Source organism: Streptomyces sp. KR80, assembly GCF_052245555.1.
GTDB lineage: Bacteria > Actinomycetota > Actinomycetes > Streptomycetales > Streptomycetaceae > Streptomyces.
In genome coordinates this window covers 256,491-273,344 of the sequence record NZ_JBQQCD010000003.1, presented here as the reverse complement: position 1 = coordinate 273,344, position 16,854 = coordinate 256,491, and the positions used below count along the sequence as shown (strand labels likewise).

The following is a 16,854-nucleotide window of genomic DNA, read 5'->3' as shown; positions in this document are numbered from 1 at the left end:
AGAAAGACAATGGCGAAGCCGCCTGCTCGCAAGCCCAAGAAGAAGGTTTGCGTGTTCTGCAAGGAGAAGATCTCCTACGTCGACTACAAGGACACGAACCTGCTGCGGAAGTTCATCTCCGACCGCGGCAAGATCCGTGCCCGCCGGGTCACCGGCAACTGCACCCAGCACCAGCGCGATGTCGCCACGGCCGTGAAGAACAGCCGTGAGATGGCGCTGCTGCCCTACACCTCGACTGCGCGCTAAGGGAAGGGTGACCGAAACATGAAGATCATCCTTACCCACGAGGTCTCCGGCCTCGGTACCGCAGGCGACGTCGTGGACGTCAAGGACGGATACGCTCGCAACTACCTGGTCCCGCGCGGGCTCGCAATCCGCTGGACCAAGGGTGGCGAGAAGGACGTCGAGCAGATCCGTCGCGGCCGCAGGATCCGCGAAATCGCCACGATCGAGCAGGCCAACGAGGTCAAGGCTCGGCTCGAGGCCGTAAAGGTCCGCCTGGCCACCCGCTCGGGCGACGCCGGCCGCCTCTTCGGCTCCGTCACCCCGGCCGACATCGCCTCGGCGATCAAGGCCGCGGGCGGTCCGGACGTGGACAAGCGACGCATCGAGCTCGGCGCGCCGATCAAGACCCTGGGCTCGCACCAGGTATCCGTGCGCCTGCACGCCGACGTCGCCGCCAAGGTCGGCGTCGAGGTCGTCGCCGCGTAGTCCGCTGCGCTCGGCAGAGGATGCGGAGGGCCGCACCCCATGCGGGGTGCGGCCCTCCGGCCATCTGAAGCTGGTGGAAGCGGCACGCGCCCCATGTCGCGCCACCGGTCGCCGTGGCGCTCGCCGCTCTGGTCAAGGCGCCCCACGCTCAAGGCGCCCGACGCGCCGGGCCTGTCGCCGGTGGCTGTACTCGGCGCATCAGCTCACGGTACGTAACGTCCTGATACGAACAGTGTCGCCCACTGCCTGCGTCGCGCTCGCCACACCGCTTACCACCGCGCTGCACCCAGGCGCGTGTCACGGCCGCCACCCCGCACCGTCAGGCGCGCACTGCCCCGGTCACGATCCAGCGACCGGAGCGGGTGCGGAGAGCCAGGGTCAGCAGCCGCACCGACATCATCAAGCCCATCACCCACCACAGCGCCGTGAGCCCGCCGCCGAGGCCCGGAACCGCGAGAGCCATGGGGACGAACGCCGCGAGCGTCACGAGCATCGCCCAGGCGAGATACGGGCCGTCGCCCGCCCCCATCAGCACGCCGTCCAGGACGAAGACCACGCCGGAGACGGGCTGGCTGACCGCGACCACCAGCAGCGTGGGCAGCAGCAACCCGTGCACCGCCGGATCGCTGGTGAACATCGGCAGGATCAACGGCCGGGCCACCACCACCAGCAGCCCCATGACCACGCCCGCCGCGACCCCCCACTGCACCATGCGCTTGCAGGCTGCCCTCGCCCCCGCCACATCCCCCGCACCCAGATAGCGACCGATGATGGCCTGCCCGGCGATGGCGATGGCGTCCAGCGCGAAGGCCAGTAGCGACCAGAGGGTGAGGATGACCTGGTGAGCCGCGACGTCGGCGTCGCCGAGACGGGCGGCGATCGCGGTGGCGATCATCAGGATCGCGCGCAGCGAGAGCGTACGGATCAGCAGCGGGGCCCCTGCCTGCGCACACGCCCGTATGCCCGCGACGTCGGGGCGGAGCGAGGCGCCATGCTTCCTCGCTCCCCGCACCACCACGGCGAGGTAAGCCGCAGCCATGCCGCACTGGGCGATGACCGTGCCCCAGGCGGAGCCGGCGATGCCGAGTCCGGCGCCGTAGACGAGCCCCGCGTTGAGCGCCGCATTGGCGGTGAAGCCCCCGATGGCGACGTAGAGCGGGGTGCGGGTGTCCTGGAGCCCACGCAGCACACCAGTGGCCGCCAGCACCACCAGCATTGCCGGTATGCCGAGGGCGCTGATGCGCAGGTAAGTGATGGCATGCGGGGCGGCGGTGCCGGAGGCGCCGAAGAGGTCGACCAGCGCGGGCGCGGTGGGCAGGGCCACGGCCACGAGGGCCGCACCGAGGAGCAGAGCGAGCCAGATACCGTCCATGCCCTGACGGATGGCGGCCGGCAGGTCGCCCGCGCCGACGCGGCGGGCGACGGCGGCGGTGGTGGCGTAGGCGAGGAAGACGAAGACGTTGACGGCGGTCAACAGAAGCGCGGCGGCGATGCCCAGACCGGCCAGCTGGGGGGTGCCGAGGTGGCCCACGATCGCACTGTCCACCATGACGAAGAGGGGCTCCGCGACGAGCGCCCCGAAAGCGGGGAGGGCGAGCGCGATGATCTCGCGATCGTGGCGTCGGACAGTGTGTTTCTCTGTCGCCGGAGCCTGGGTCATGGGCCCCAAGGTAATCTTCCACAAGTAAGAGGTGCAAGGCGGGTCTGCTTATTACCGACCGTCAGATCCGGAGATCTTCTCTGCACTCTTTGTCGCGATCTTGCGCCGGGTGGGAAAGTTTTTCTTCTGCACAGTCGGTGGACGGTGAAGTCACAGGTCAGAGCGGGTTTCACGAGGTGATCGTGGGTTCGTCCACAGTGCTGTCCCCCGCGCTGTGCACAGGTTGGGCGAACTTCTCCACAGGATGCGGCGTCTCGTCCACATGGCCTGTGGATAACCATCTTGGCTGACGGTGGCGTCGGCCATACCGTGGTGCGGCGCCCGCCGCCTGTTCCGGCCCTAAACCTCAGTGAACTCGACGCGCCGTAACCGGAGTCGGGCCTCTTAGTTGTCAGAGCCGTGCCGTAAGAAAGAGGAGCACGGGGAGCGGGCGTGCGCCGGGGCCCGGTAGGGCCCGCATCGCGGACGGGAGGAGGTGTCGGGGTGAGCCAGCAGGAGATGGAAGACGCCTGGGCGGCGGACGTGGGGCCGGGCGACCGGCTGCCCGCCGCCCGTTCCCACCGCGGCACCGACGAACGGGGACGGGACGACCGAGCGCGGTACGGAGACCGCCACGACCGGGGCCGGGACGACTGGTCGGGAGCCACCGCGGGTTTCGAGCGGGTACCGCCCCAAGACCTCGACGCCGAGCAGTCCGTCCTCGGCGGCATGCTGCTCTCCAAGGACGCCATCGCGGATGTGGTGGAGGTCCTCAAAGGCGATGACTTCTACCGTCCAGCGCACGAGACCATCTATCAGGCGGTCCTGGACCTTTATGCGAAGGGGGAGCCGGCCGATCCGATCACGGTCGCCGCGGAACTGACCAAGCGCGGCGATATCACGCGCGTCGGCGGCGCCTCGTATCTGCACACCCTGGTCCAGTCAGTTCCGACGGCTGCCAACGCGGAGTACTACGCACAGATCGTCCACGAGCGCGCGGTGCTCCGTCGACTCGTCGAGGCGGGCACCCGTATCACGCAGATGGGATACGCCGCCGACGGTGACGTCGACGAGATCGTGAACAACGCGCAGGCCGAGATCTACGCCGTCACCGAGCAGCGGACCAGTGAGGACTACCTCCCGCTCGCCGAGATCATGGAAGGTGCGCTCGACGAGATCGAGGCGATCGGCTCCCAGTCCGGTCAGATGTCCGGCGTCCCCACCGGCTTCACCGACCTCGACGCGCTGACCAACGGGCTGCACCCGGGCCAGATGATCGTCGTCGCCGCCCGTCCTGCCATGGGAAAGTCCACGCTCGCACTGGACTTCGCGCGAGCCTGCTCGATCAGGAACAACATGCCGAGCGTGATCTTCTCGCTCGAAATGGGGCGCAACGAGATCGCGATGCGACTGCTGTCCGCCGAGGCACGGGTGGCGCTGCACCATATGCGGTCCGGCAGCATGACCGACGAGGACTGGACCCGGCTGGCCCGCCAGATGCCCGCTGTCACCGACGCCCCGCTCTACATCGATGACTCCCCGAACCTGACGATGATGGAGATCCGCGCCAAGTGCCGCCGCCTCAAGCAGCGGAACGATCTCCAACTCGTCGTCCTCGACTACCTCCAGCTGATGTCCTCCGGCGGCTCTCGCCGCCCCGAGAGCCGTCAGCAGGAGGTCTCGGAGATGTCTCGTCACCTCAAGCTGCTTGCGAAGGAGCTGGAGGTCCCGGTCGTCGCCCTCTCCCAGCTGAACCGCGGTCCCGAGCAGCGCACGGACAAGAAGCCCATGGTCTCCGATCTGCGCGAATCGGGCTGTGTCACCGCTGCCACTCGAGTGTTGCGTGCCGACACGGGTGCGGAAGTCACGATGGGGGAGCTGCTCGAGAGTGGTGAGCGTGATGTCCCTGTCTGGTCATTGGACGAGCACCTGCGGCTGGTTCCGCGGGCGTTGACGCACGTGTTCCCCAGCGGGGTCAAGGAGGTGTACCGGCTCAGGCTTGCCTCGGGGAGGGAGATCGAGGCGACTGCGAACCATCCATTCCTGACGTACGACGGTTGGAAGCCGTTGGGCGAGTTGGCAGTCGGCTCTCGCGTGGCCGTCCCACGCCGCATTGACGCCCCGAAGAGCACGAAGGCGTGGCCCGAGCCGGAGTTGGTGATGCTCGCTCACATGATCGGCGACGGTTGTGTGGCGCCGCGCCAGCCCATCCACTACACGAGCAACGACGAGGCGAATCTGCGTGCCGTCGAGGAGGCTGCGGCGCACTTTGGCATCACGCCCCGCCGCGAACAGCAGGGTGCGTGGTGGCACGTCTACCTCCCCGCGCCGTACCGGCTGACGCATGGACGCCGAAATCCCATCGCCAAGTGGCTGGATCGTTTCGGCCTGTACGGCAAGCGAGCGCATGAAAAGTTTCTTCCCCGGGAGCTCTTCGCGTTGCCGGATGAGCAAGTGCGGCTCTTCCTGCGGCATCTGTGGGCGACCGATGGCTCGGTCACGGTCGCGAGATCCGGTGCGGTGCGCGTCTACTACGCGACGACGAGCGAACGCCTGGCTCGTGATCTACAGCTGCTGCTGCTCCGTCTGGACATCCGGGGTCGGCTCCGTCGAGTAGGTAACACCATGGGCCGCGCAGGATGGACGGTGGATGTGTCAGGCGTGGACGACCAGCGTCATTTCCTCGGGACGGTCGGTGTGCATGGTGCGCGTGCGGTGCATGTCGTTCGGGCTTCGGAGCGACTGAGTTCGGTCAAATCCAATACCAATCTCGACACCATCCCGAAGAACGTGTGGGAGTCCGTCAAAGCAGTGATGGGAGCGAGCTCGATCAGCAGTCGCGCATTGCAGGGACGACTCGGTACGCGTTACTGCGGTAGCTCGCTGTACAAGGTATCGCCGAGCCGGAGCAGACTCGCGAAGGTCGCAGAAGTACTCGATTGCGCTGAGCTTGAACTTCTGGCGACCAGTGACGTCTTCTGGGACGAGGTCGTCGGGATCGAGAGTCTGGGCGAGCAGGAGGTCTACGACGCCACCGTGCGTGGCACGCACAATTTCATCGCAAACGGGATCAACGTCCACAACAGCATTGAGCAAGATGCCGATATGGTCATCCTGCTTCACCGGGAGGACGCGTACGAGAAGGAGTCGCCTCGTGCGGGCGAGGCGGACTTGATCGTTGCGAAGCACCGTAATGGCCCGACGGCCACCATTACGGTCGCGTTCCAGGGCCACTATTCGCGTTTTGTGGACATGGCTCAGACCTGAGGCCGGTTGGCTGTAGGTTCTCAGATCCCGTGTCCTTTTCTCACCGGGGATGTCCACCGCGTGTCCATTAGGACACGTCGATGTTGTAGCTTCCGCGCAAGAATCCACCCGCGGCTCAACGAGAAGCCTCGCCTACCACCTCTCTGAGACTCCTCAGCTCACCGACGTGCAGGCCAGGAAGACGCGCCACTGGGCAGTCGCCTCTGCCGATCTTGTTCAGTTGGGGTTTCCCTGCGAACACCATTGTGGGCGGATGCCGCACTCACGGCCGCAGCAGTTGCCGCACCCGTGCGGCTTCGCGGGTGAGGTGGTCGCGCTCCGGCATGCTGGTCGCGGCGCGGGATGCCTCGGCATACAGCTCGGCGGCGTGCGTGAGGTCACCGGCGCGTTCGTGCAGGTATGCCATCACCGCGGCGTAACGGGGCAGGTCGGGGTTCACGTCGGCCAGGGCCGCCAGGCCGGCCTGCGGTCCGTCGGCCTCGCCGACGGCCACTGCGCGGTTGAGCCGCACCACCGGGCTGTCGGTGAGCAGCAGCAGTTCGTCGTACCACTCCACGATCTGTACCCAGTCCGTCTCTGAGGTGCTCCGGGCGTCCGCGTGCAGGGCGGCGATCGCGGCCTGTGCCTGGTATTCGCCCAGCCGGTCACGGGCCAGTGCGGCCTGCAGGATCGTCTCCCCCTCGGTGATCAGGCCGGTGTCCCAGCGCGATCGGCCTGCTCAGCAAGCGGCACCAGGCGGCCTCCCGGGCCGGTGCGAGACGCGCGGCGCGCATGGTGCAGCCCACGTATCAGGAGATCTGGTCCGATTCGCTCGTCGTCTCAGGCGATCTGGTCTGTTGGCGCTACTCATGTCACGCGAGACCTCGACCCGCGCGGCGATGACACCCCAGGGTCTCGGTGAACAGCACGCGCCACTATGGTGGACCGATGGCGTCGATCAAGCAGTTCCAAGTCACCTTCGACTGCGCAGAACCTGAGCGCGTCGCTCGTTTCTGGTGCGAGGTCTTGGGGTACGTCGTACCGCCGCCGCCGGAGGGGTTTGCTAGTTGGGGCGATTTCGATCGCTCGCTGCCGCCTGAGCGTCAGGGTTCAGCGTTCGCCTGCAGTGATCCCTCAGGTGTGGGCCCGCGACTGTTCTTCCAGCGCGTTCCCGAAGGCAAGGTCGTCAAGAATCGGCTTCATCTTGACGTGCGGGTCGGCACCGGGCTCGTGGGTGAAGAGCGCCTCGCCACACTCGAGGCCGAGTGCGCACGACTGGTCGCGCTCGGCGCGGTACGCGTGCGACTACTGCGTGCCGATGGCGTCAACGAGTCGTGCATCGTGATGCAGGACATCGAGGGCAACGAGTTCTGTCTCGACTGAGGGGCCGCGAACGTGTCCTCGTTCTGTCCCCATGGGCCAAGACGAAGAACCGCCCCCGACCTGTCAGGGCGCTGTGGCGCAGATCAGTACACCGTTCGCCGCCGTCCTCTCGCGGATCTTGCCCGCGAGACCGGCATGAGCCCCACATCGATGGCCCGCTGGGCGAGGCACCACCAGATCCCGACCCGTCGCGGCGGAGCCAGCCACAACCCCGCCCTCCGAGCCCTCGCCGACGGCATCGCCGCACCGCGTCTCCTGCGTCCTGCCCTCCATCGCCGGGGCGGTCGTGAACATCTCCTCAACTTCGCTGCCGCAGCCTCCCACCCCACCCTCGGCGTCGCAGCCCAGGCACTGAAGATCAAGCAGTTCACCTCCTCGGGCAGGTCAGTCGCCTCGAACGAGACCTCGGCGGGCCACTGCTGGAACGAGCAGTCCGCGGGCGTTCCATGCGCCTCACACCACTCGGGAAGAGAGCGAAGAGAGTGATCAGTAGAACGGGGTGGAGTCGAGGAAAATGACACGGACCTGAGACGGTCAGCAGATGACACGCCATGAGGAACCGGGCGAACACGCAGGTCGCAGCGTCATTGGATGACACGGAGGCTGAGAACCTACATTGGCGGCTGTGGCCCCGATTCCGTCGTACGGGGCGAATCGGGGATGCGTCGCGTACGCGGCGCCGGTACAAGTGGTGCCCATGACCGAGTCATCCGCGCCCCTTGAGGCGAATGAGGCGACCAGGAAGACCGGGTCGGCCCACGCTGCCGAGCCGTTCGACGAGCTGCTGCCGGCCACTCGCCGCGCCCTGTCCCACCGGCTTGGCACCGCCCAGGCCGAGGGCCGCGCCCCGTCTCTGGTGGGAGCGGTGGTACGGGAGGGCCGTACGGTCTGGACTGATGCGCGGGGTTCGGTGGGCGACCGGGAGCCCGGTGCCGACACCCAGTACCGGATCGGCTCGATCACCAAGACCTTCACGGCGGTCCTCGTCCTGCGGCTGCGCGACGAAGGGCTGCTGGACCTGGCCGATCCTCTGGACAAGCACCTTCCGGGCACGGGAGTCGGCGAGGTGACGGTCGCTCAACTGCTTACGCACACCTCCGGCCTGGCATCCGAGTCGCCCGGTCCCTGGTGGGAGCGGACGCCGGGCACGCTGCGTCCCGAACTGTCGGACGTGCTCGGTGAGGAGCCGCTGCGTCATCCCTCCGGCCGGGTCCACCACTACTCGAACCCCGGCTACACACTGCTCGGATCACTCGTCGAGGCGGTGCGCGGCGCGTCCTGGGAGACGGTGCTGCGGCGCGAGGTGCTGGAGCCGCTGGGCATGGCCCGTACGTCGGTGCAGCCGCTGCCTCCGTACGCCGACGGCTGGGCGGTGCACCCGTGGGCGGATGTGCTGCTGCGCGAGCCGTTGGAGGATCTCGGTCTGATGGCGCCGGCCGGGCAGCTCTGGTCCACGGCCCAGGACCTCGGCCGCTGGGCGCGCTTCCTGGCGCAGGGCGACGAACGGGTCCTGCGGCCGGAGTCGGTGGCGGAGATGCGTAGGCCCGCGGCGGCGCCGGACAGTGAGACGTGGGACGCGGGGTACGGTCTGGGCCTGCAGCTTGTGCGCCGCGACGGCCGGACGCTGGTCGGCCACACGGGTTCGCTGCCCGGTTTCCTGGCGGCTCTGTGGGTGAGTGTGGAGGACGGGGTGGCGGGGGTCGCGCTGGCCAACACGACCTCGGGGCTGATGGTCGGCGGGTTCGCGGCCGACCTGGTACGCATCGTGGCCGAGCGGGAGCCCGGCATGCCCGCGCCGTGGCAGCCGATGGCCGAGGCCGATCCGGAGCTGCTGGCGTTGACGGGCCCTTGGTACTGGGGGCCGGCTCCGTTTGCGTTGCGTCTCGCGGCCGGGCGGGCCTTGGAGTTGGTGCCGCTGGCCGGTCCGGGCCGTGCTTCGCGCTTCCGGCCCGCGGCGGATGGGACCTGGACGGGCCTGGACGGCTACTACGCGGGCGAGACGCTGCGCGTGGTGCGTGGCGACACCGGCTCGGTGAGCCATCTGGACCTCGGTTCGTTCGTCTTCACTCGCGAGCCGTACGAGGCTTCGGCTCCTGTGCCGGGTGGTTTCGCTCTGGGGGGCTGGGGGCCTGCGCGGTCGGTCACAGGGGAGAGCGGCGGGTGAGGTGGCGTACCGGCCCGCCCCCGGGTGTCAGAGCCGGAGTTTGAAGCCGATGTGTGAGCCGGTGAAGCCGAGGCGCTCGTAGAACCGGTGGGCGTCGGTGCGGGTGGCATCGGAGGTGAGCTGTATCAACTGACAGCCCTGGCACCGTGATTGTTCGATCGCCCACTCGATCAGTTGGGTGCCGAGACCGCTGCCGCGCTCGTCGGCGTGAACGCGTACGGCTTCGATGACGGATCGGGTGGCTCCGCGCCGGGAGAGGCCCGGGATGACGGTGAGCTGGAGGGTGCCGACGGGGCGGTCTCCGTCGCGCACCGCGACGACAAGGTGCTGGTTCGGGTCCTCAACGAGCCGGTCGAGCGCGCGGTGGTAGGGCGTCAGGTCGTCCGGGGACTCGCGGCGTGCGCCGAGGGGGTCGTCCGCGAGCATCGCGACGATCGCGGGTATGTCGTCCGGGGTGGCCGGTCGGATCACCAGATCGCTCATGTGCCGACCCTATGTGGTGCGTGCTGTGCAGGGCGCAGGCGTCGCACTGGCAGGTGGGCCCGCGGTTTGGGGGTCGCCCTTGGACGGTTGGCGTTCAGCCCAGTGCCACCATCAGCGGGGCGAAGCGGCGGTGATGGTCGCCTGGGAGGTCGGGGGCGCCGTGGATCATCACCGTGTTCCCCGCGACCGGCCGGACGGCACGCATGTCGAGCCAACTGCCCAGTTCTGTGTGGCGGGTGTCCATGTCGAGCCGGACCTCGCCCTCCGTCCGTACTGCGAGGTCCGCGATCAGATGGCGTGCGGTCGCCGTGTCCTGGGCGACGACCGGGCCGATCACCGTGTGGTGCGCATCGCGCCAGGCGGCCGCGAAGCCGGTGACGCCTCGGGGGTTCTCGGCGACGCGGACCTGTTCGACGAACGCGGGCAGTCGGGTGAGCAGATGCATCCGGTCCGAGCCGAAGACTTCTGCGTCCAGTCGCAGGATCGCCGGGAGGTCGGCCGCGGTGGCGGGGCGGGTCGCCTCCGCCGCACGTGGCTCCGGCCGGAAGCGGCCGGCGCGGGTCGTCGAGCGGCTGACGGGTGTGAAGCCCAGCCGCTCGTACAGCGGGCGGCCGCAGTCGGTGGAGAAGAGGAACACCGGAGTTCCTTCCGCTTCCGCCAGGGCGTGGGTCATCAGCCGGCGCCCGAGGCCTTGGCGCGCATGCCGCTCGGCGACGAGCACCATGCTTGCGCAGGCGAGGTCCTGGCCGTAGCGGGTGAGGACGATCGAGCCGATCAGACGGTCGCCGTCCGGGTCGTCGATGCCGTAGCCGGTGCCGGCGGTGAGGAGCAGCTGCCAGGTGCGGTCTTCGCGCGTCCAGCCGCGGTCGGCGGCGAGATCGAGGCAGCGGGGGAGGTCGGTGCGGGACAGACGGCGGATCGGAAAGGTCGTCAGCAGCGTCATGCAGCAAGGCTGTCCGACGCGGTCTTCGTCCGTCGACCGGATTCCCCAACGGAAGAGGAACGTGCGGTGTCGCGTGCGCGACGCCCGCGCCGGGTGAGGCCCCACGGCTTGAGGATCGAGATCGCGGTGATGAAGAGATAGGTTACGGTGGCGACGGACGGCGCGATGACGAGGTCGGTGGCCGTGGATCCGACCGGCTGTCCTGCTGTTATGGCGGCTGCGGCGTGGTCGATGTGCGAGCGCAGGGCGACGATGGACGCCACGGTCGTGGCGAGAGTGATCCAGAACTTGCTGTAGACCCAGCGGTGGCGGGCCAGGCCCCAGGGCGTGCCCAGGGACAGGACCAGGCCGCTGAGCAGGGCAAGCAGGCTGACCGGTACGACCAGCCAGTCTCCGAAGATCTTCATGGAGCGGTATGCGGCTTCGGCGGTTGCCGTGGAACCGGTGCCGGCGGCGGTGATTCCGAGGACGAGCAGGCCCGTGGTGAGGCCGAGCCAGCCGACGGAGGCGCTGACGTGGATGACAAGGGCCGCTCTGCGGGCGGGGCGTGAGAGTTTCTGCATGACGTAACGGTGGTGCCCGGGGGCGGTCGCTCGCATCGCACGGCGGGAGTATCCGTGGGGTCTCCGGCTGTAGGACATGTGAGGGCGCGAGGGACTCCGTAGGAGGTGTGCTGGGGCGAGGTGGAGCCCCGGTCTGACAGGGCTTGCTGCCGTCCCGGGCTCGGGCCCTAGGCTCGCCGTATGGCCCGTCTGCACCTCTTCGACCTCGATGGAACGCTGCTGTACGGTTCCGCCGCCCCGGTGGAGATCTCCCGGCAGCTCGGCCTGGTGGAGGAGATCTGTGAGCTCGAGCGTGACTTCGCTGCGCGGAGGATCGGACCGCCTCAGTTCGCGGTGCGGGTGCGCGAGTTGTGGGCCGGTCTCACGGAGGCGCATGTGGCGGCCGCATTCGGGGGGGGGGCTCCCTGGCTGGCGGGTATTCGCGAGGTGTGGGCCGACATCCGCTCGAACGGGGGCCACTGTGCGGTGATCTCGCTCTCGCCCGCCTTCTTCGTCGAGCGCTTGGTGGACTGGGGTGCGGACGCGGCGTACGGGTCACGCTTCCCGGCTGTGCCGTTCCGGGAGCCGGTGGACCCGGAGGGCATTCTCTCCGCGGCGGCGAAGGTGACCATCGCCGGTGAGCTGTGTGCGCGTTTCGGGGTGAGTCAGGCGGATTGCGTGGCGTACGGCGATTCGATGTCGGATGCCGAGCTGTTCGGAGCGGTGCCGGTGTCGGTGGCGGTGAACGCGGATCACCATCTGAACGGGCGGGCTACGTACGGGTATAGCGGGCGTGATCTGCGAGAGGCATACGAACTGGTGCGTAGCCCGCAGTAATTCCCTGATCTCCAGTTGCCAGGTAAATGCCAGAATTGTGGGGGAGATCACGGAAAGAAGAGGTTTTCCGGATGTGATCGAGAGCGGGGCTTGTGGATTCCTCCAGGCCCGGTATGGTCGAATCCGCTTCGACCGGTGACGGTTGCCGCGAGGTCGTACGGGGCGCTGCAGCCTAACGGGAATACGGCGTCCGGTGCCCGGACTTCCGGCTGTTTGTCCGAACTGGGTGGCAGGGTGTGGCAGGCTGCGGGGAAGGGAACTGCGGCACATGTCCATCAAGGGGGCTATGTCCGCTCAGTGTTGAGTTGCAAAGGTTAGTGTGCGTCGGTTTGAGTCGTACGAATTCTGATCCAGAGCGATGAATGACGAGCACAATCCGGCTTCGGAAGTGCGAGAGGCGACCGAAAGACGTTCGAGGCGAGGCTGATCATGGACGCTCCGACCACCACATCGGCCGATAATGGCGACTCTGACGCAAACAGTGGGGACTGGGGCTGGTTCACTCCGAGTCCGGGCCGCAAGAGCGCCGGTTCCGAGGATGACCAGGAACAGGCCGACCGGATACCCAGCCGGCCGGTGAGCCGGATCCGGCCCGTCGGCCAGCGCGGCTCCGACCGCCGCCCCGCGCCGGAGGCGCCTGCGGCGGGGGCCGAGGCCGCGGTGTCGGGGCCCGGCGACGACGACCATCAGAACTCCGCCGAAGAACGGGTACCGCGTCAGGCCGTACGGCACGAGACCGGCCCGGGGCCCGCCGGCTCCGCCGCTCACGGGGCACAGCGGTCGGCTGCCGCCACGGACCGGCTCGCCGCGCAGGACGATGTCGACATCCGGGTCCCCCCGTACGTTCGTGCAGGCATCCCGAACAATGCTCCCGAAACCGGCACATCGGAACCGCTCTCCCCCGGCAAGCCGGCATCCTCCGAAGGCACCGCCCTGCACCAGGGGTTCGCCCCCGCCGACGACCACGCGCCGGCTGCAGGCAGGACCGCCGCGACCCCAGACGACGGAGCAACCGATTCCGCGCACCTCAGCAGAAGGCCGGCGGGTGGCTCCGACACCCAGCGACAGGCCCGACCCGGGGGCGGCGACGCCGAGGCGGCCCCCTCCGGCCCTGCCGGCGGAGCGCCGCCGCCCGCCGACGGCGCCGCGACCGCGCAGCCCCCCGTCACCGACGCCGCGACCACCCCCGCCGCGACCGGCACTTCGGAGGCGCCTGCCCGAGACGAACCCGCGTCCCCCGACGCGATACTCATCCGCCGAACGATGGCCGAGATCGACTCCATCGCCGACAAGGTCACGTCGTACTTCTACGCGCTGCTGTTCGTCCGCCACCCCGACCTGCGGGCGCTCTTCCCCGCCGCGATGGACACCCAGCGCGACCGCCTCTTCAAGGCGCTGCTCACCGCCGCCGAGCACGTCGACGACGCCGAGACGCTCACCGCGTATCTGCAGAACCTCGGCCGCGGCCATCGGAAGTACGGGACCCTCCCCGAGCACTACCCGGCCGTCGGCGAATGCCTGCTGGCCGCGCTCGCCCGGTACGCCCCGGACAGCTGGGGCGCGGAGACCGAGGCGGCCTGGGTGCGGGCCTACACGGCGATCTCGCAGATCATGATCGACGCCGCTGCCGATGACGCGCGGCGCGCCCCCGCCTGGTGGGACGCGGAGGTGGTGGCCCACGACTCGCGCACCTCCGACATCGCGGTCATCACCCTCCGCCCCGACCAGCCGTACCCCTTCAAGGCCGGCCAGTACGCGACGGTGGAGACCCCCTGGTGGCCCCGCGTCTGGCGGCACTACTCCTTCGCGTCCGCGCCGCGCTCCGACGGCCTGCTCACCTTCCATGTCAGGGCGGTTCCGGCCGGCTGGGTCTCCAATGCTCTCGTCCACCGCGCCCGCCCCGGCGACATCGTCCGCCTCGGTCCGCCCGGCGGCTCGATGACCGTGGACCACAGCACCGACAACGGCCTGCTCTGCCTGGGCGGCGGCACCGGCATAGCGCCGATCAAGGCGCTGGTCGAGGATGTGGCCGAGCACGGCCGCAAACGCCCGGTCGACGTCTTCTACGGCGCCCGGAGCGACCACGACCTCTACGACATCGACACCATGCTCGGACTGGAGAAGGCGCACTCCTGGCTCTCGGTCCGCCCGGTGGTCTCCGGCGGTCCGGCCAAGGGCGCGATCAGCGGCCCGCTTCCCGACGCCGTGCTCCAGTACGGGCCGTGGAACAGCTACGACGCCTATCTCTCCGGCCCGCCCGGCATGATCCGCAGCGGTGTCGACACCCTCGTCGGGATCGGCATACCGTCCCACCGCATACGGCACGACTCCCTGGAAGAACTGGTCGCGGCGGGGCCCGTCGACTCCGCGGGCGGGTAAGGGAAGACGAACGGACGTGGAGGAGGCGGACGTGGATGTGACGGTGGACGGGAACCGGGCTGGTCTCGAGAGGCAGCGGGCGAATGAGCGGGGCCCTGCGCGACCCGGCAGCGACGGCGAGCACGCGCTGCAGCGAAGAATGGACACCATCGAGCGCGCCGACCGGTTCTACGACGAGCAGGTCCTGGACCGGCTCAACGACCGGATGCGGGAGTTCACCGGCCGCCAGGAGATGTTCTTCCTCGCCACGGCCGACCGGCACGGTGAGTGCGACTCCACCTTCCGCGCCGGCCCGCCCGGCTTCCTGCGGATCCTCGACGAGAAGACCCTCGCCTACCCCGAGTACCGGGGCAACGGCGTGCTCGCCAGCCTCGGCAACATCGAGGAGAACCCGCATGTCGGCATCCTCATGATCGACTTCCTGAGGGACCGCATCGGTCTGCACGTCAACGGGCGGGCCCGGATCGTCCCGGACGCCGAGATGCGCGCCAGCCACCCCGAACTCCCGTCGGACCCGGTCCCCGGCCGCCGTGCCCAGCTCTGGGTGGAGGTCACCGTCGAGGAGGCCTACATCCACTGCGCCAAGCACATCCCTCGTCTGGTGAAGGCCGAGGGCGGGCAGCGCGGCCAGGCGTGGGGGACCGACGACTACAAGCGCAAGGGTGGCGACTTCTTCGGAGCCGCGGCCGACGCGGCAAACCGGCAGCCGTACGAGCGTTACGCGCGCGGCGAGCGCGAGGCGTTCCGCGAGGAGGCGGAACGGGCGCTGGAGGACGCACAGCAGCGGCGGACTTCGGAGGCCGGGGACGCGCCCTTCACCGGCTGGTTCGCCTGAGTCTTGTCCGGCGGAAACCTTTCGGCGTCTCCGGACTTCAGTTCTCAGGGCCGCTCTGGCGGCCTCGCGTTCGCCTGCCGCCTCAGCCGAGGTCGGGTGCGTGCATGGCGCGTACGCCCTCGATGTTGCCGTCCAGGTAGTGCCGCAGGGACAGCGGTACGACCTCCACCGACGCGATACCCACCCGCGTGAAGGGGATCCGGACGATCTCGTACTCCCCGCTCGGCTCGTCGACTTCTGGACCGTGCCGCCGGGAGGCGTCCATCGACTCGAGGCGGCAGACGAAGAAGTGCTGCACCTTCACTCCCGTCACTCCGCCGTCGCTGATGTGCTCGACGGTGTCGACGAAGACCGGGACGACGTCGGTGATCTTCGCGCCCAGCTCTTCGTCGACCTCGCGGTGCAGGGCGTCCACGACGGTGGCGTCTCCGGGCTCGACTCCGCCGCCCGGTGTGATCCAGTAGGGGGGACGGCCCGGCTTCGTCCGCTTGATGAGGATCATGTCGTCCCCGTCGAGCAGGATGGCGCGGGCGGTGCGCTTGACCACGGGCCTGGACGTCGTGCCGGTCATGGAGGAGATGTGGCCTGTGACGGCGCTGTCGAAACCTCCCCCTGGAGCCCTTCCGAGCGATGGTCCGGGGAGGCAGGCCCTTGGCCTGCGGATGGGGAACACCGGAGGGAGTTGCCGCCCGGAAGAACTTCTTCCGCACTACCAGTTCAGGGCGGCGCGCAGCAGCCACTCGTGCGCCCGCGCGATATGCGGCAGCGCGAGCGTGCCGGCGCGTACGGTCAGAAAGTAGGTGCGCAGGGGTGGCACCGGGGGGTCGAGGAGAGCGACCACCTCACCGGTGTCCAGCACCTTCTCGCAGAGGTAGCGGGGGAGAACCGCGAGCCCGGCCCCTTCGGCGGCACAGGCCAGCACAGCGCGTAAGTCGGGGGCCACGATGGTGGCCGACGCGGTGGGCTTTGCGTCGAACACGGACGCCCAGTAGCGCGAGACCAGGGGCAGGCTCTCGTGCACTTCGACCATCGGCAGACCCTCCAGGGCGGAGGCGCCCTGTGCCTGCGCCCCGCCGGCCGCCCCGATCCGTGCCGCCCACCGGGGGGAGGCGATCAGTACGTGCTCCTCGTCGCACAGGGGAGTCGCAGTCAGCAGGCCGCCACGCGGTCTGGCGGTCGTGATGGCCAGATCGTGGTGCCCGGCGGCCAGTCCCTCGAGGGTCTCCTCCGCGCTGCCGAACGAGGTCCGTAGCGCCAGGCCCTGGCCGACGAGCTCGGTGAGTGCGGGCAGTGCGCGCAGGGAGGTGAACTCGGGCGGTCCGGCCAGGTGGAGGGTGCGATCGGCGGAGTCGTCGTCCAAGCCTGCCTCGGTGATCTCCACCAGGGCGTCGAGGTGCGGTGCCACCTTGTGCGCCAGCTCGTCGCCGACCGTCGTGGGAGTGACGCCGCGCGCCTGGCGCAGGAACAGGGGGCGTCCCAGCTGCCGCTCCAGTGCGCGGATCTGGGTCGTGACGGCGGGCTGGGAGAGGCCGAGGAGCCCGGCCGCGCGCGTGAAGGATCCGGCGCGGTGGACGGTGACGAACGTACGGAGCAGGGCCAGGTCCATGCCCACCCCACTCTCCGCTCGGTTCCCGATGACCGACCGCCAACTATAAATATGTCGATAGGCCTGTGTCGCTAGGGTGATTGGAC

General features: G+C 69.0%; 15 protein-coding genes and 1 pseudogene. 9 read left to right on the top strand and 7 right to left on the bottom strand.

Annotated elements, in window-relative coordinates:
* Nucleotides 1–9 precede the first annotated feature (9 nt).
* A complete protein-coding gene (rpsR, locus tag ACTWQI_RS06695; RefSeq protein ID WP_003978893.1) occupies nucleotides 10–246 on the top strand; it encodes a 30S ribosomal protein S18 in 237 nt (78 codons plus the stop codon).
* Between the two features lie 18 nt (nucleotides 247–264).
* The gene (gene rplI / locus ACTWQI_RS06690; RefSeq protein WP_443268341.1) at nucleotides 265–711 is read left to right on the top strand and encodes a 50S ribosomal protein L9; all 447 of its coding nucleotides are present in this window, start codon (nucleotides 265–267) and stop codon (nucleotides 709–711) included.
* Between the two features lie 319 nt (nucleotides 712–1,030).
* Here the strand turns inward: rplI and ACTWQI_RS06685 are convergent, their stop codons facing one another.
* On the bottom strand, nucleotides 1,031–2,371 hold the full coding sequence (locus tag ACTWQI_RS06685) for an MATE family efflux transporter (protein WP_443268339.1): 1,341 nt from the start codon (nucleotides 2,369–2,371) through the stop codon (nucleotides 1,031–1,033).
* 498 nt (nucleotides 2,372–2,869) lie between these two features.
* Here ACTWQI_RS06685 and ACTWQI_RS06680 point away from each other — a divergent pair, with 498 nt between their 5' ends.
* A complete protein-coding gene (locus ACTWQI_RS06680) occupies nucleotides 2,870–5,617 on the top strand; it encodes a replicative DNA helicase (protein ID WP_443268668.1) in 2,748 nt (915 codons plus the stop codon).
* A gap of 262 nt (nucleotides 5,618–5,879) precedes the next feature.
* Here ACTWQI_RS06680 and ACTWQI_RS06675 read toward each other — a convergent pair.
* Nucleotides 5,880–6,403 (bottom strand): annotated as a pseudogene (locus ACTWQI_RS06675) (DUF6596 domain-containing protein); the annotation flags it as partial.
* 141 nt (nucleotides 6,404–6,544) lie between these two features.
* Between ACTWQI_RS06675 and ACTWQI_RS06670 the strand changes: the two are divergent.
* The 3 genes from ACTWQI_RS06670 to ACTWQI_RS06660 all read left to right on the top strand — a co-directional run bounded on the left by ACTWQI_RS06670 (nucleotide 6,545) and on the right by ACTWQI_RS06660 (nucleotide 9,143).
* Complete coding sequence (locus ACTWQI_RS06670; RefSeq protein WP_443268337.1) at nucleotides 6,545–6,979, top strand: VOC family protein; 435 nt, start codon at nucleotides 6,545–6,547, stop codon at nucleotides 6,977–6,979.
* Nucleotides 6,980–7,114: 135 nt separating this feature from the next.
* Nucleotides 7,115–7,465, top strand: coding sequence for a hypothetical protein (locus ACTWQI_RS06665; protein WP_443268335.1), 351 nt, complete (start codon nucleotides 7,115–7,117; stop codon nucleotides 7,463–7,465).
* 211 nt (nucleotides 7,466–7,676) lie between these two features.
* Nucleotides 7,677–9,143: a serine hydrolase domain-containing protein gene (locus ACTWQI_RS06660; RefSeq protein ID WP_443268333.1), complete on the top strand. Its 1,467-nt coding sequence runs from the start codon at nucleotides 7,677–7,679 to the stop codon at nucleotides 9,141–9,143.
* Between the two features lie 27 nt (nucleotides 9,144–9,170).
* Here ACTWQI_RS06660 and ACTWQI_RS06655 read toward each other — a convergent pair whose 3' ends face one another.
* The 3 genes from ACTWQI_RS06655 to ACTWQI_RS06645 form a co-directional block, all read right to left on the bottom strand.
* Nucleotides 9,171–9,626, bottom strand: coding sequence for a GNAT family N-acetyltransferase (locus tag ACTWQI_RS06655; RefSeq protein WP_443268331.1), 456 nt, complete (start codon nucleotides 9,624–9,626; stop codon nucleotides 9,171–9,173).
* Between the two features lie 94 nt (nucleotides 9,627–9,720).
* Nucleotides 9,721–10,569, bottom strand: a complete 849-nt coding sequence (locus ACTWQI_RS06650; RefSeq protein ID WP_443268329.1) for a GNAT family N-acetyltransferase — start codon at nucleotides 10,567–10,569, stop codon at nucleotides 9,721–9,723.
* Nucleotides 10,566–11,132: a DUF2269 domain-containing protein gene (locus ACTWQI_RS06645; RefSeq protein ID WP_443268328.1), complete on the bottom strand. Its 567-nt coding sequence runs from the start codon at nucleotides 11,130–11,132 to the stop codon at nucleotides 10,566–10,568. Before ACTWQI_RS06645 ends, ACTWQI_RS06650 begins: the two co-directional genes overlap by 4 nt.
* A gap of 180 nt (nucleotides 11,133–11,312) precedes the next feature.
* Between ACTWQI_RS06645 and ACTWQI_RS06640 the strand changes: the two genes are divergently transcribed.
* The 3 genes from ACTWQI_RS06640 (at nucleotide 11,313) to ACTWQI_RS06630 (ending at nucleotide 15,162) form a co-directional block, all read left to right on the top strand.
* Nucleotides 11,313–11,948 carry an HAD family hydrolase gene (locus ACTWQI_RS06640; RefSeq protein WP_443268327.1) on the top strand — a complete coding sequence of 212 codons (636 nt, stop codon included), beginning with the start codon at nucleotides 11,313–11,315 and terminating at the stop codon, nucleotides 11,946–11,948.
* A gap of 429 nt (nucleotides 11,949–12,377) precedes the next feature.
* Complete coding sequence (locus ACTWQI_RS06635) at nucleotides 12,378–14,327, top strand: globin domain-containing protein (protein ID WP_443268325.1); 1,950 nt, start codon at nucleotides 12,378–12,380, stop codon at nucleotides 14,325–14,327.
* A gap of 31 nt (nucleotides 14,328–14,358) precedes the next feature.
* Nucleotides 14,359–15,162 carry a pyridoxamine 5'-phosphate oxidase family protein gene (locus ACTWQI_RS06630; protein ID WP_443268323.1) on the top strand — a complete coding sequence of 268 codons (804 nt, stop codon included), beginning with the start codon at nucleotides 14,359–14,361 and terminating at the stop codon, nucleotides 15,160–15,162.
* Between the two features lie 82 nt (nucleotides 15,163–15,244).
* Here the strand turns inward: ACTWQI_RS06630 and ACTWQI_RS06625 are convergent, their stop codons facing one another.
* Entirely contained in the window at nucleotides 15,245–15,733 is a 489-nt protein-coding gene (locus tag ACTWQI_RS06625) for an NUDIX domain-containing protein (RefSeq protein ID WP_443268321.1), read from the bottom strand.
* Between the two features lie 138 nt (nucleotides 15,734–15,871).
* A complete protein-coding gene (locus tag ACTWQI_RS06620; RefSeq protein ID WP_443268666.1) occupies nucleotides 15,872–16,768 on the bottom strand; it encodes a LysR family transcriptional regulator in 897 nt (298 codons plus the stop codon).
* Between the last annotated feature and the right edge of the window lie 86 nt (nucleotides 16,769–16,854).

Excerpts from the sequence above, each read along its gene's own strand:
- rpsR (WP_003978893.1), top strand. The coding sequence starts at position 10 with ATGGCGAAGCCGCCTGCTCGCAAGCCCAAGAAGAAGGTTTGCGTGTTC.
- rplI (WP_443268341.1), top strand. The coding sequence starts at position 265 with ATGAAGATCATCCTTACCCACGAGGTCTCCGGCCTCGGTACCGCAGGC.
- ACTWQI_RS06685 (WP_443268339.1), bottom strand. The coding sequence starts at position 2,371 with ATGACCCAGGCTCCGGCGACAGAGAAACACACTGTCCGACGCCACGAT.
- ACTWQI_RS06680 (WP_443268668.1), top strand. The coding sequence starts at position 2,870 with ATGGAAGACGCCTGGGCGGCGGACGTGGGGCCGGGCGACCGGCTGCCC.
- ACTWQI_RS06670 (WP_443268337.1), top strand. The coding sequence starts at position 6,545 with ATGGCGTCGATCAAGCAGTTCCAAGTCACCTTCGACTGCGCAGAACCT.
- ACTWQI_RS06665 (WP_443268335.1), top strand. The coding sequence starts at position 7,115 with ATGAGCCCCACATCGATGGCCCGCTGGGCGAGGCACCACCAGATCCCG.
- ACTWQI_RS06660 (WP_443268333.1), top strand. The coding sequence starts at position 7,677 with ATGACCGAGTCATCCGCGCCCCTTGAGGCGAATGAGGCGACCAGGAAG.
- ACTWQI_RS06655 (WP_443268331.1), bottom strand. The coding sequence starts at position 9,626 with ATGAGCGATCTGGTGATCCGACCGGCCACCCCGGACGACATACCCGCG.
- ACTWQI_RS06650 (WP_443268329.1), bottom strand. The coding sequence starts at position 10,569 with ATGACGCTGCTGACGACCTTTCCGATCCGCCGTCTGTCCCGCACCGAC.
- ACTWQI_RS06645 (WP_443268328.1), bottom strand. The coding sequence starts at position 11,132 with ATGCAGAAACTCTCACGCCCCGCCCGCAGAGCGGCCCTTGTCATCCAC.
- ACTWQI_RS06640 (WP_443268327.1), top strand. The coding sequence starts at position 11,313 with ATGGCCCGTCTGCACCTCTTCGACCTCGATGGAACGCTGCTGTACGGT.
- ACTWQI_RS06635 (WP_443268325.1), top strand. The coding sequence starts at position 12,378 with ATGGACGCTCCGACCACCACATCGGCCGATAATGGCGACTCTGACGCA.
- ACTWQI_RS06625 (WP_443268321.1), bottom strand. The coding sequence starts at position 15,733 with ATGACCGGCACGACGTCCAGGCCCGTGGTCAAGCGCACCGCCCGCGCC.
- ACTWQI_RS06620 (WP_443268666.1), bottom strand. The coding sequence starts at position 16,768 with ATGGACCTGGCCCTGCTCCGTACGTTCGTCACCGTCCACCGCGCCGGA.